Below are 13,295 nucleotides of genomic sequence, written 5' to 3'. Positions count from 1 at the left end.
AATTAGTTAATTAAATCTAGCGCTTGCTGAAGAACTTCATCACCTTTCATCATTCCGTAAGCTTGCGGAGAGATCGCCGCAATATTCTTACCATGCTCATGCGCCGTCTTCTGTAAAGACTCGAGTTGGAATCGCACTTGCGGCCCTAACAGACAAACATCGTATTCTTTAATCGCTTCCTCAAACGCATTGACAGATAACGCATCAATCTTGCATTCGATCCCTTTGCTCGCGGCAGCTTGCTCCATTTTCTTGACCAGCATACTCGTTGACATGCCCGCACTACAGCATAACAAAATCTTTTTCATCACTTATTTTCCCTTGTTCAAAATCTGACCTAAAAACTGTAGCAAAATAAATCCATGCAAAAAAGCGCAACCGGTTGCATTGTTCGTGAACAAAATCTCATTTCGAACAATTAACCCTATTTTTAGATTGGTAATCATGGATAGGATAATAACCAAGAAGAGAGCAACGATTTTGATTAATCGTTATTTAATTAGCGAATATAAAAACACTTTTATCAATATAAAACTAACAACGTCATTATTAATTAATTTCAAAAAGGATAGAAAAATGAAATTAAAAAAACTGGCTTTACTTACTGCTGCGAGTATCGTTATTTCAGGAAGTGCTTTGGCACAAACAAGCCCAAAAGGCACGATTTATTTAACCTTTGATGACGGCCCAATTAACGCGAGCCTTGATGTCATTCAAGTGCTCAATGAAGGCGGAATTAAAGCCACGTTCTATTTCAATGCTTGGCACTTAGATGGAATTGGGGATGAAAATGAAGACCGAGCACTTGAGGCGCTCAAGTTGGCTCTCGACTCTGGCCATATCGTGGGGAACCACAGTTACGATCACATGATCCATAACTGCGTGGAAGAATTTGGCCCAAACAGCGGGGCTGAATGTAATGCAACAGGTAATCATCAAATCAACTCCTATCAAGATCCTGTTTATGATGCTGCAACCTTTGAACAAAACCTTGCGGTTCTGGAGCGCTACTTCCCTTCCATTAGCAGCTACCCAAACTATAAGGGTGATGAGCTTGCTCGTCTTCCCTACACTAACGGTTGGCGTGTGACGAAAAGCTTTAAAGCAGATGGCCTCTGTGCGACATCGGACAATCTTAAACCATGGGAACCCGGTTATGTTTGTGATCCCGACAACCCATCAAACAGCGTCAAAGCATCCATTGAAGTACAGAACATTTTGGCTAATAAAGGCTATCAAACGCACGGCTGGGATGTGGATTGGGCACCAGAAAACTGGGGAATTGCGATGCCAGCAAACAGCTTAACGGAAGCGGTTCCATTTTTGAGCTATGTTGATGCTGCTTTAAACAGCTGTGCTCCTACCACCATCAATCCGATCAACTCTAAAGCCCAACAATTCCCTTGCGGTACACCATTACATGCGGACAAAGTGATTGTCTTAACTCATGAATTCTTATTCGAAGATGGCAAACGCGGTATGGGGGCAACACAAAACCTACCAAAACTGGCAGAGTTCATCCGTATTGCCAAAGAGGCAGGATACGTCTTTGATACGATGGACAATTACACACCAGAGTGGCAGGTCAATACAACCTACTCAACAGGCGCCTATGTCCTTCATCAAGGGACGGTTTACAAAGCCGTCACCAGCCACACAGCGCAAGCTGATTGGGCACCCTCAGCAACTTCTAGCCTATGGACTAATGCAGATCCAGCAACGAACTGGATGTTGAATGTGGAGTACGCTCAAGGCGATGTGGTGAGCTACAAAGGAGTACGCTATCTCGTCAATGTTCCGCATGTCTCACAGGTAACGTGGACACCTGACACACAGAACACCTTATTCACAGCTCTATAAGCTGTTCCTGCTATCACAATGTAGATAGTTTGCGCGGAGTCTTCTCCGCGCTTTTTTCGTTTATGTCGGAGAAACACGACTCGCTTAAGAGCTCAACGAAGTGATTGAAGCATTTTAAATTAAGGTACTTGTGACAAAGTCTGCTTGATTGAACACTTAGTGCTAGAAAAGCGGCGGCATAGGAGAAAAAGCAATACAAATGCAGAAAGAAAGCAAAGAGCGTTTTCCAAAAGCCCAAAACGACGAAAGGCCGCTATAAAAGCGACCTTTCTATGTATGGTACCGGTGGGCGGACTTGAACCGCCACTCCCGAAGGAAACGGATTTTGAATCCGTCGTGTATACCAATTTCACCACACCGGCATCTTTAGGCTATTGCCTTTCGATGCTTGGCATTATACGTAAGCTTTTCGGTTGTGCAAGAGCAAAAGATTGAAATAATTACCGTTTGCCTAAGTTTTCGCCACAAATGAACACAGTGTGCTCTAGCTCTCTTTTCTTCATAGGGTTGAATCTATATCCTGACGCACAATTTGAAAGGTAAGTGAACGATGATGACTACTACAACATTACCGCCTGCTGGGCTTTTTCGTCGCCTTGCGGCACTTTTTTATGACGCTTTGATTATTATTGCTTTAGAAATGATGGCAGCCGGGGTCGTGATGGCCATACTGTTTGCCCTAAATGGGATGGGCTTGATCAGTTATGGCGAATATGTGGATGCCGCTGATTTACTCAGCCGACACCCAATCATCAGCCCGCTCTTTACTTTCTATCTTGCCGCTGTCTGGATCTACTTCTTAGTCTATTTTTGGACTCGAGCAGGCCAAACACTTGGAATGCGAGCATGGAAGATTCAAGTACGTAATCACGACGGTTCGATGATTACTCCAACTCAAGCTCTAATACGCATTGCAACTTCTGCGTTTGGTTTGGCAAATTTCACTGTGCCAATCGATCCGAAGAAAAGGGGCTTTCACGACATTTGGGCCAAAACAGAAGTCGTTTTGCTGCCTAAAGTCAGATAATCCCAAGCTAAACAATCTAGGCGCTCGAGTTAAAGAGACCATAAAAAATGGAAGGCATATTGCCTTCCATCTTCTTTTCTTTCGCGAGTCAATCCCATTATTTATTGCAGTTTTCGGTTCAACAACATCACGGCAACGATAAAGAACACAATACTCGGAGCCACTGCGCCAAACACTGGTGGAATACCATACACCAACGTCAAAGGCCCGAAGAACTCGCTGGAAATGTAAAAAGCAAAACCCGCAATCACACCTGAGATCACTCTCGCCCCCATAGTGACACTTCGAAGCGGACCAAACACAAATGACAATGCCATCAACATCATCACTGCAATCGAAATGGGCTGAGTCAACTTGCGCCAGAACGCTAACTCGTAGCGAGAAGCATCTTGCTCGGAGGCTTTGAGATAGGTCACATAGTCATAGAGTCCACTGAGAGAAAGCTCTTCCGGTTTTACCGTCACAACAGCTAATTTATCGGGAGCCAATGAGGTTTCCCATTCCATCTGCTCTAATGAATGTTTGGAAATGACTTTCTCATCTTGCATATCGGTAATTTGCACGTAACGCATCAACCAGCGATTGTCTTGTTGGTAATCAACCTCTTCGGCAAAAATGACCGATTGCAGCTTCTTATTCTGGTCAAACTTCCACATGTTAAGCCCATAGAGCTTGTCCTCATCTACCTTACCGATAAAGATAAAGTCATTGGCATCTTTGGCCCAAACACCACTGCGCACGGAAACAATGCTACCGCCAGATAAGGCAAATGAACGCAAATCACGAGCCATTTTCTGTGCGTCTGGTGCGCCCCACTGGCCCAGCGCCATCACCACCAGCATTAACGGTACTGCGGTTTTTAACACGGAGACGCCGATATCCAGCTTAGAAAAACCAGCAGCCTGCATCACCACCAATTCTGAACTCGACGCCAGCATTCCTAGCCCAATCAGAGCACCAAGCAAGGCGGCCATTGGGAAAAACATTTCGATATCGCGAGGAATACTCAATAAAACAAAGTACAACGCATGCAAGAGGTCATACGTTCCTTTGCCCACTTTACGCAATTGCTCAACATACTTAATGATGCCAGAAAGGCCAACAAAGGTGACCAATACCAAAGAGGTGGTTGCAACGATCGTTCTACCGATGTAAAGGTCTAAAATTTTAAACACGATTTACGCTAGCCTCTTCTTTCTAAAATTGTCTTTGATTCGTCTAACGGCAATGCTGTCCATAAAGTTCGCCATAATCGCCACCAGCAGTAGCAAACCATTAATAGGCCACATACCAATCGAGGCAGAAATATCCCCCTCTTCCAACGCAGATTTCGTTGCGCTGATCGACAAGAAATACGCAAGATAGATGAGGATAGCCGGCCCCATTTTGGCAAATCGCCCCTGGCGCGGGCTCACTGCTGAAAGTGGGATAACCAGCATGGTCAGTAGAGGGATACAAACGAATAGGGAAACCCGCCATTGCAGCTCAGCTTGCGCTTCTGGGTCAGGATTACCAATCAGCTCCAGCGTTGGAATCGCATCCCAATCTCGCCCTCGCTGTTTGACCGAACGTTGACCAATTAAACCGTCGTATTGTTCAAATTCAGTGATCATATACTCCACGCGAGTTGGTACGCCTTCGTAGCGTGTCCCTTGCTTCATAGAGATGATCTGACGGCCATCAGACAGCTCTTTCACCTCACCGCCATTAGCGAACATCACACTCGGTAGAATGGAATCTCTGGGCATAAGCTGTGCGACAAACACATTAGACAGCTGTTTATCTTTGATATCATCAATGAAAACCACCGAAGAGCGATCAGGAGTGAACTGAAATTGGCCTTTCTTTAATAAATCGACACTATTTTCAGCCGCAACCTGTTCGGTCAATTGCTCAACACGATCCATCGACCAAGGAGACAACCACAATGAGTTGAACGCAGCTACGCCGGAGGTGATCACCGCCAAATACAATGCAGCTTGAATCAGGAACTTATTCCCAATACCCGTGGCGTTCATCACCACGATTTCGCTTTCCGCGTAAAGTCGACCAAAGGTAATCAAAATACCGATATACAGACTGAGTGGTAACATTAACAGTCCCATCGATGGCATGTTCAACGCGACAATCGACATGATCAAACTGGCCGGAATATCGCCATCCGACGCATCCGCTAACACACTAATGAACTGCTGGCTGAGAAACACCAAAAAAAGTACGAAAAAGATCGCAAATTGGCTCTTGAGTGTTTCGCGGATCAAATATCTAACAATAATCACGCTGAAATTACCTATACAAAACTTGTTTTTTTGGTCGAATCACTATAATTTCCCGTTGAACCTTTTATTTTTCAAAAAAACTGACTAAATGTTAATCTGTAACTTACAGAGTAGACCGAGAATAGAATTCAACAAGTAAGCGGTCATTATCTAACATTTAGAACTATTTGTCTTCAGGATGTAGGAGTACGCATGGAGTTCAGTGTAAAAAGTGGCAGTCCAGAGAAACAACGTAGCGCATGTATCGTTGTTGGTGTGTTTGAACCACGTCGCCTTTCTCCAGTAGCCGAACAGCTCGATAAAATCAGTGACGGTTACATCAGTTCACTACTTCGCCGTGGTGATCTAGAAGGTAAACCAGGTCAGATGCTACTGCTGCATCAAGTTCCAGGTGTGCTTTCTGAACGTGTTCTTTTGGTTGGTTGCGGTAAAGAGCGTGAGCTTGGTGAGCGCCAATATAAAGAGATCATTCAGAAAACCATCAATACACTTAACGAAACAGGCTCTATGGAAGCGGTGTGCTTCCTAACTGAACTGCACGTTAAAGGCCGTGACACGTACTGGAAAGTGCGCCAAGCGGTTGAAGCAACGAAAGATGGCCTGTATACCTTTGATCAATTCAAGAGCGTGAAGCCAGAAACACGTCGCCCACTACGTAAGCTTGTCTTCAACGTACCAACTCGTCGTGAACTGAACCTTGGTGAGAAAGCCATCACTCACGGTTTGGCGATTGCTTCAGGTGTGAAAGCCTGTAAAGACCTTGGCAACATGCCACCAAACATCGCAAACCCAGCTTACCTCGCCTCTCAAGCGCGTCGTCTGGCAGATGACTACGAAACCATCACCACCAAAATCATCGGTGAACAAGAGATGGAAAAACTGGGTATGTCTTCTTACCTAGCGGTCGGTCGCGGTTCGAAAAATGAATCGATGATGTCTATCATCGAATACAAAGGCCATCCAGATTCAGAAGCCAAACCGATTGTTCTTGTCGGTAAAGGTCTAACATTCGATTCAGGCGGTATTTCACTAAAACCAGGCGAAGGCATGGATGAAATGAAATACGACATGTGTGGCGCAGCCTCCGTATTCGGCACGATGAAAGCGCTGGCAAAACTGAACCTACCAGTCAACGTGATTGGCGTACTTGCTGGTTGTGAAAACATGCCAGGCAGCAACGCTTACCGTCCAGGTGATATCCTAACGACTATGTCAGGTCAAACCGTAGAAGTACTCAATACCGATGCAGAAGGTCGTTTGGTACTGTGTGATGCACTGACTTACGTTGAGCGTTTTGAACCAGACTGCGTGGTTGACGTTGCGACGCTCACTGGCGCTTGTGTTATTGCACTAGGTCACCACATTACTGGTGTTCTGTCTAACCACAACCCTCTTGCTCATGAGCTCGTCAATGCTTCTGAACAATCCAGCGATCGTGCTTGGCGCCTACCAATGGCGGATGAATACCATGAACAGCTAAAGAGCCCATTTGCCGACATGGCAAACATTGGCGGCCGTCCTGGTGGTACCATCACTGCAGCATGCTTCTTGTCTAAATTTGCTAAGAAATACAACTGGGCACACCTAGACATCGCAGGCACAGCATGGAAGTCTGGCGCAGCCAAAGGGTCGACAGGTCGTCCTGTCTCTATGCTGGTCCAATTCCTGCTAAATCGCAGTGGCCAAGAGACTGAAGAATAATTCAAGTCAATGTAAAAAGGGCCGCAAGGCCCTTTTTTTCATCGCCAGAGAGACGAACAAGCTATGCAAAGAGCCACGTTTTACATTGTCCGAGAACACACCCCACAAGCAACGCCAGAAGGTTTTGCTCACTACGTAGTGTTCCTTGCCCACCATTTTGCCAAGCAAGGGGCGAAGGTGTATCTCAATGGAGAAAGTAAACGTCACGCAGAGCAAATTGCAGAGTACTTTTGGCAAGTTGAGCCCGCTCAGTTTGTTGCGCATAATTTGGTCGGTGAAGGTCCAAAATACGCCACCAATATTGAGATAGGTCACGAAGGTGTCAAGCCAAGCTGGAACCGCCAACTGGTAATAAATTTGGCGAAAAATGAGACAACCTTTGCGAACAAGTTTGCTGAGGTGGTAGACTTCGTCCCTTGCGAAGAAAAAGCTAAACAGCTCGCGCGAGAAAGGTATAAAATCTACCGTCAAGCAGGTTACCAACTGCAAACAATCGAAATTGAACACAACTAGCGGTCAATCCTTATAGTTAAGCTCTCCCAATAGAGAGTTCACTTATAAAGATTGACCTAGATTAACTTAACCAGATTAAGCTCCCATGGAAAAAACATACAACCCAACCTCAATCGAACAAGATCTGTATAAGACTTGGGAAGAGCAAGGCTACTTTAAACCACACGGTGACACGTCAAAAGAATCATACAGCATCATGATCCCGCCACCGAACGTCACTGGTAGCCTACATATGGGCCACGCGTTCCAAGATACGATCATGGATACACTGATCCGTTGTGAGCGTATGAAGGGTAAAAATACCCTTTGGCAAGTCGGTACTGACCACGCAGGTATCGCTACTCAGATGGTTGTTGAGCGTAAGATCGCTGCAGAAGAAGGCAAAACCAAACACGATTACGGTCGCGAAGCCTTCATCGACAAAATCTGGGAATGGAAAGGCGAATCAGGCGGCACCATCACTAAGCAGCTTCGTCGTCTTGGCGCATCAGTAGACTGGGATCGTGAACGCTTCACCATGGATGATGGCCTGTCTAATGCCGTTCAAGAAGTATTCGTGCGCCTATACGAAGATGACCTCATCTACCGCGGTAAGCGCCTAGTTAACTGGGATCCTAAACTGCACACAGCGATCTCAGATCTAGAAGTAGAGAACAAAGACACTAAAGGCCACATGTGGCACTTCCGCTACCCGCTAGCCGATGGCGTTAAAACAGCAGATGGCAAAGATTACATCGTTGTTGCAACAACTCGTCCAGAAACCATGCTAGGTGATACCGGTGTTGCTGTTAACCCAGAAGATCCACGTTACCAAGATCTGATCGGTAAAGACATCATCCTGCCTATCGTTGATCGCCGCATCCCTATCGTGGGCGATGAGCACGCAGACATGGAAAAAGGCACTGGCTGTGTGAAAATTACCCCAGCACACGACTTCAACGACTACGAAGTGGGTAAGCGCCACCAGCTACCAATGATCAACATTCTGACGTTTGACGCCAACATCCGTGATGCGGCAGAAGTGTTCACGACCAACGGCGAGCCAAGCGATGCTTACGGAACTGAGCTACCTGCTAAATACCACGGCATGGAGCGTTTCGCAGCGCGTAAAGCGATCGTGGCAGAGTTCGACGAACTAGGTCTGCTTGAAGAAGTGAAAGATCACGATCTACAAGTGCCTTATGGCGACCGTGGTGGCGTGGTTATTGAACCAATGCTGACTGACCAATGGTACGTACGTACTGCGCCTCTAGCGAAAACAGCGGTTGAAGCCGTAGAAAATGGCGACATCCAATTCGTGCCTAAGCAATACGAAAACATGTACTTCTCTTGGATGCGTGACGTTCAAGACTGGTGTATCTCTCGTCAACTTTGGTGGGGCCACCGTATCCCTGCTTGGTACGACAACCAAGGCAATGTTTACGTCGGTCGCAGCGAAGAAGAAGTTCGTCAAAACCACAACCTAGAGTCTGTGATTGAACTACACCAAGACGAAGACGTACTGGATACCTGGTTCTCTTCTGCACTATGGACGTTCGGTACACAAGGCTGGCCAGAGCAAACTGACGATCTGAAAGTCTTCCACCCTTCAGACGTGCTAGTAACTGGTTTCGACATCATCTTCTTCTGGGTTGCGCGCATGATCATGATGACCATGCACTTCGTCAAAGACGAAAATGGCAAGCCACAAGTCCCATTCAAAACCGTTTATGTGACCGGTCTGATCCGTGACGAAAACGGCGACAAGATGTCTAAGTCGAAAGGTAACGTACTTGACCCAATCGACATGATCGATGGTATCGACCTAGAGTCTCTAGTAGAGAAGCGCACTGGCAACATGATGCAGCCTCAGCTAGCAGCGAAGATCGAGAAGAACACGCGTAAGACATTTGAAAACGGTATCGAAGCCTACGGTACTGACGCGCTACGCTTTACGCTTGCTGCAATGGCATCAACAGGTCGCGATATCAACTGGGATATGAAGCGTCTTGAAGGTTACCGTAACTTCTGTAACAAGCTATGGAACGCAAGCCGTTACGTAATGATGAACACAGAAGAGCAAGATTGTGGCTTTGGCGCAGGTGAGATCGAATACTCACTAGCGGACAAATGGATCGAGTCTCAGTTTGAACTGGCAGCGAAAGCATTCAACAACCATATCGACAACTACCGTCTCGATATGGCAGCAAACACGCTGTACGAATTCATCTGGAACCAATTCTGTGACTGGTACCTAGAGCTGACTAAACCAGTTCTATGGAAAGGGACTGAAGCGCAACAACGTGGTACTCGCCGTACACTAATCACGGTACTTGAGAAGACGCTACGTCTGGCTCACCCAGTGATTCCTTACATCACCGAAACGATCTGGCAAAGCATCAAGCCACTAGTAGACGGAGTGGAAGGCGAGACAATCATGTTGCAATCTCTACCTCAATACGATGAAGCGAACTTCAACCAAGAAGCGCTAGACGACATCGAATGGGTGAAAGCGTTCATCACTAGCATCCGTAACCTACGTGCTGAATACGACATCAACCCAGGCAAACCGCTGGAAGTGATGCTAAAAGCAGACGAGAAAGATGCAGCGCGCCTAGAAGCGAACAAACAAGTATTGATGTCACTAGCGAAACTTGAGTCGGTTCGTGTATTGGCTGCGGGCGAAGAAACACCAGCCTGTGCAACAGCACTTGTGGCGAAATCTGAACTGATGATCCCAATGGCGGGCCTGATCGACAAAGATGCAGAGCTTGCTCGTTTGGATAAAGAAGTGGCGAAGACACAAGGTGAAATCAAGCGCATCGAAGGTAAGTTGGGTAACGAAGGTTTCGTCGCCAAAGCCCCTGAAGCGGTTATCGCGAAAGAGCGTGAGAAGCTGGAAGGCTACCAAGAAACCTTGGCAAAACTTGAAGAGCAAAAAGCGACCATCGCGGCACTGTAATTCTTGTTAGCTTCATAAAACGAAAGGCAGCGTTATCGCTGCCTTTTTGTATTTATCCTCTACGGTGCACCACGATTTTAGCAAAGCATGCTTGGCTACTCTTCCCTTGCGGCTTGAATTCGCTCGGAAAAATTAGGGTGAGAACTAAACCATTCCGGAATATCCATCATTTCCTGCGTTTTGAACAGCTCGAACATCTCAGCCAGCGGCTCACTCGTGCCATAGATCTGCTTCATTGCCTTTTTCGCGTACAGATCCGCTTGCGTTTCCGCTTCACGAGACTGACCATTGGAAACGATAAACACCCCAACCCCCGCTAAGTTATCAACAATCCCAGAACTTTCTCCTGTGATGAGAGAGACCGCTACCGAAAGAATGGTGGAGTGAACCACTTGCTTCATCATATGACGGTGATGGACATGGCCCATCTCATGCAGAATGATGCTGTCCAACTGTTGCTGGGTTTGTGCAAGCGCCACTAGCTCATCAAGCAAAACAATCGTCCCACCGGGGAGCGCAAACGCATTGGCGCCTTCTGGCATTGAGCGAAACTCCACCTTGATGTCATACGGCAACTCTGGCAATACCTGCGCAAACTGTTGAACTCTTTGGCGAATAGCGCTCTGCTGCTCCTCAGGTAATTGACTGGGTTGCAACTGCAAATCAAGCGAATCCAGCACCTGCTCTCCAACAGCGATAGATAAGGAATCCGGTAAGCTCTCAGCGATCTTCTGACTTCCCCAAGGCAACAGATAGTAATAGCACCCCGCGATCACCGCCAAACACACCATAGCCGAAAGAATCCAAGCAGGGATGTTACCTTCCATTCGATCAACAAAGCTTTGCTTTTTATGAAAACCTAGCCACTTCGATAACGCCGTACTGGGCTCAGTGACAAACACCCAACCATTCGGAAAGGAAATACGCACAGGTAAGCGACCTACAGGCTCACTGATGTGCAGGTAATGGTAATCAGCACTGAAAATCTCCCCATTCACATGCAGAGCAAGCAAGTGTGGTTGAGAAGTGTCGATCTCCGCCTCACAGCGCTCTGAGCTACGAGGCGGGAATGCGGTTCCAAAGATGCGCATTAGCTGATACTGAGGCCAAGATCAAACGCTTGCGCCACTTCATCACTGATGGCGTTTTTCACCGCAGAATCTTGATCGGTTGCTTTCAGCGTATCCATATCTCCAATGACACCAGTATGGCTAGCAACGTAGCGAGAGGTGCGCACCATCACCCAAGGACGAGCCAAGCCAAGCGTGATCACTTGCAACAAGAAGTTGGTGACTATCAAACTCATGTAGTCCCAAACACCAAAGGTTGACGCAAAACGAAACTCCGTCTCAGACTGAGCTTCTGCCGTTGCGGTCAGTCTCGAGAAAACATAATTGCGGATACGAGTCGTCGTATAGGCGGTGATACCCAGTGACATCGTAATCGTCACCAGATAAGTCAACACCACATACGCAAAATCCCCTTTCCCTTCCAGCAGGTCCACTTCGCCAGCAAAGATATTCATAATGTCAGTGCCCAATACAAACGTGCCCATCACAATCATAAAAGCCACTGCGGTTAAGAAACCAATCAGCATCGCTTTACAGTATGTTTTCAAGAAGAAGCCCGTTTCAATCTTAGCGACAAACTTCCAATCCCCATACTGATAACCCGAGGCAAAATATTGGTGAATACCTGCGACTACCCAAGCGTACAAAACAAACATCAGCACCAAGGTACCAAAGCCTAATAGTGTAGCGACCATCGCGGACGCATTGGCTGAAGCCACCACAATAGCAATGTAAATCGCGATAATAAGCAACGATGCGAGACCGCGACCTAGTATCGACATATAAGCCTCTTTCAACGAGCCATTAAAAGCAAAGTGGACATTTCGATAACTGGTCATAGCAGAATCAAACCGGGCGTTACTCCAGAGAAGCCAAGGGAGCGCCACATAGAACAGCGCAAGCAACACCAACGATGCTAATGGAAAGAATGAGTTTGCTACCACCCAAATCACCACTAGAGCGAGTGCCACCAAGCGTCCTTTGAGAAGTTGCATCGGTTGCGCGTGGTATTCGAAATTATCACCCGCGATAAAGGTGTTGCCATAAAAGTAGCGCTTGGTGCGAACCTTGGCCCAGGCTGAGTAAATGCCTAGCGTGATCACCGACAATAAGATGTTGACGATCCAGATACCAAAGAACTCCCCTCCTTGGCCTTTAAATTGAATTGAGTTCGTGATGTGCTTAGTGTCCATTCATTTTTATCCTGACGTTGTTTTTCGATTTATTATTGATTAATCAAACATTAACTTTATAAAAAGCGTGTAATTTTAACCGAACGTCCGAAATACATTCAGTGACAAGGGTTTATTTTATCAACTAATTATTTATATGAATCAATCAATAAGCACAACCAATAGCATTTGACTATTAAAATAATAAATTTAATCGATTTTAACTTTCGTAACTTTCCCATGATACTGTCACCAGTGGCAAAACGAGCCAAACGCATCATGAGAGATAAGATTATGAAAAAGACCATTACCTTTGCAGCACTTCATTTTACGGTCGCTTTCACTGTTGCCTACATCTTAACGGGCGATATCCTCATCGGCAGTTTGATTGCGATGATTGAACCTGCGGTCAATACCATTGCGTTTTACTTCCATGAAAAAGCATGGTCTACCGTGCCAGCGCTCAAAGCGCGTCAGTGGATGACGAAAATCAAGACCGCCAGTTTTGCTACCGTGCATTTCAGCGTGGCGTTTAGCGTGGTTTACTTGTTAACAGGTGATGCGTTTGTCGGTGGGGTGATGGCATTACTCGAACCGTCTATTAACACCGTAGTGTACTACTTCCATGAGAAGGTTTGGTTGCGCCACAGCGCGGCAAAACAAACCCTCGATTCGCACAGTTTTTGTTTGCACCCAACCGTGTAGTGACTCTATAGTTTTGACCATCATAAT

At 46.4% G+C, this 13,295-nt stretch carries 11 protein-coding genes and 1 tRNA gene; 6 read left to right on the top strand and 6 right to left on the bottom strand.

Annotated features, from left to right (window positions below):
• Positions 1–2: 2 nt before the first annotated feature.
• A complete protein-coding gene (locus VV1_RS07010; RefSeq protein WP_011079438.1) occupies positions 3–308 on the bottom strand; it encodes a PTS sugar transporter subunit IIB in 306 nt (101 codons plus the stop codon).
• A 268-nt stretch (positions 309–576) separates the two neighbouring features.
• On the opposite strand from VV1_RS07010, the gene cod reads away from it, so the two are divergent.
• Positions 577–1,860, top strand: coding sequence for a chitin oligosaccharide deacetylase (cod, locus tag VV1_RS07005; RefSeq protein ID WP_011079437.1), 1,284 nt, complete (start codon positions 577–579; stop codon positions 1,858–1,860).
• A gap of 277 nt (positions 1,861–2,137) precedes the next feature.
• On the opposite strand, the gene VV1_RS07000 is transcribed toward cod, so the two are convergent.
• A tRNA-Leu gene (locus VV1_RS07000) sits at positions 2,138–2,222 on the bottom strand.
• A gap of 188 nt (positions 2,223–2,410) precedes the next feature.
• Here VV1_RS07000 and VV1_RS06995 point away from each other — a divergent pair.
• Positions 2,411–2,887, top strand: a complete 477-nt coding sequence (locus tag VV1_RS06995) for an RDD family protein (RefSeq protein WP_011079436.1) — start codon at positions 2,411–2,413, stop codon at positions 2,885–2,887.
• Positions 2,888–2,988: 101 nt separating this feature from the next.
• On the opposite strand, the gene lptG is transcribed toward VV1_RS06995, so the two are convergent.
• Positions 2,989–4,062 (bottom strand): LPS export ABC transporter permease LptG, encoded by a 1,074-nt coding sequence (lptG, locus tag VV1_RS06990; protein WP_011079435.1) that lies wholly within the window; start codon positions 4,060–4,062, stop codon positions 2,989–2,991.
• A gap of 3 nt (positions 4,063–4,065) precedes the next feature.
• The gene (lptF, locus tag VV1_RS06985; RefSeq protein WP_011079434.1) at positions 4,066–5,166 is read right to left on the bottom strand and encodes an LPS export ABC transporter permease LptF; all 1,101 of its coding nucleotides are present in this window, start codon (positions 5,164–5,166) and stop codon (positions 4,066–4,068) included.
• Positions 5,167–5,358: 192 nt separating this feature from the next.
• Between lptF and pepA the strand changes: the two genes are divergently transcribed.
• The 3 genes from pepA (at position 5,359) to VV1_RS06970 (ending at position 10,321) form a co-directional block, all read left to right on the top strand.
• Positions 5,359–6,867, top strand: coding sequence for a leucyl aminopeptidase (pepA, locus tag VV1_RS06980; RefSeq protein ID WP_011079433.1), 1,509 nt, complete (start codon positions 5,359–5,361; stop codon positions 6,865–6,867).
• A 63-nt stretch (positions 6,868–6,930) separates the two neighbouring features.
• Positions 6,931–7,380 carry a DNA polymerase III subunit chi gene (locus VV1_RS06975; protein ID WP_011079432.1) on the top strand — a complete coding sequence of 150 codons (450 nt, stop codon included), beginning with the start codon at positions 6,931–6,933 and terminating at the stop codon, positions 7,378–7,380.
• A gap of 85 nt (positions 7,381–7,465) precedes the next feature.
• Complete coding sequence (locus VV1_RS06970) at positions 7,466–10,321, top strand: valine--tRNA ligase (protein WP_011079431.1); 2,856 nt, start codon at positions 7,466–7,468, stop codon at positions 10,319–10,321.
• 95 nt (positions 10,322–10,416) lie between these two features.
• Here the strand turns inward: VV1_RS06970 and VV1_RS06965 are convergent, their stop codons facing one another.
• Positions 10,417–11,412: a M48 family metallopeptidase gene (locus VV1_RS06965; protein WP_011079430.1), complete on the bottom strand. Its 996-nt coding sequence runs from the start codon at positions 11,410–11,412 to the stop codon at positions 10,417–10,419.
• Complete coding sequence (locus VV1_RS06960) at positions 11,412–12,584, bottom strand: YjgN family protein (RefSeq protein WP_011079429.1); 1,173 nt, start codon at positions 12,582–12,584, stop codon at positions 11,412–11,414. The genes VV1_RS06965 and VV1_RS06960 overlap by 1 nt, the downstream gene beginning before the upstream one ends.
• Positions 12,585–12,857: 273 nt before the next feature.
• On the opposite strand from VV1_RS06960, the gene VV1_RS06955 reads away from it, so the two are divergent.
• Positions 12,858–13,268, top strand: a complete 411-nt coding sequence (locus VV1_RS06955; protein WP_039554750.1) for a DUF2061 domain-containing protein — start codon at positions 12,858–12,860, stop codon at positions 13,266–13,268.
• Positions 13,269–13,295: the final 27 nt, after the last annotated feature.

It is taken from the genome of Vibrio vulnificus CMCP6, assembly GCF_000039765.1.
GTDB lineage: Bacteria > Pseudomonadota > Gammaproteobacteria > Enterobacterales > Vibrionaceae > Vibrio > Vibrio vulnificus_B.
This window is presented reverse-complemented; position numbering and strand designations above follow the sequence as displayed.

Bases quoted from the DNA above. Each gene is read 5' to 3' on its own strand.
- VV1_RS06975 (WP_011079432.1), top strand. From the start codon at position 6,931: ATGCAAAGAGCCACGTTTTACATTGTCCGAGAACACACCCCACAAGCA.
- VV1_RS06970 (WP_011079431.1), top strand. From the start codon at position 7,466: ATGGAAAAAACATACAACCCAACCTCAATCGAACAAGATCTGTATAAG.
- cod (WP_011079437.1), top strand. From the start codon at position 577: ATGAAATTAAAAAAACTGGCTTTACTTACTGCTGCGAGTATCGTTATT.
- VV1_RS06955 (WP_039554750.1), top strand. From the start codon at position 12,858: ATGAAAAAGACCATTACCTTTGCAGCACTTCATTTTACGGTCGCTTTC.
- pepA (WP_011079433.1), top strand. From the start codon at position 5,359: ATGGAGTTCAGTGTAAAAAGTGGCAGTCCAGAGAAACAACGTAGCGCA.
- VV1_RS06960 (WP_011079429.1), bottom strand. From the start codon at position 12,584: ATGGACACTAAGCACATCACGAACTCAATTCAATTTAAAGGCCAAGGA.
- VV1_RS06965 (WP_011079430.1), bottom strand. From the start codon at position 11,412: ATGCGCATCTTTGGAACCGCATTCCCGCCTCGTAGCTCAGAGCGCTGT.
- VV1_RS07010 (WP_011079438.1), bottom strand. From the start codon at position 308: ATGAAAAAGATTTTGTTATGCTGTAGTGCGGGCATGTCAACGAGTATG.
- VV1_RS06995 (WP_011079436.1), top strand. From the start codon at position 2,411: ATGATGACTACTACAACATTACCGCCTGCTGGGCTTTTTCGTCGCCTT.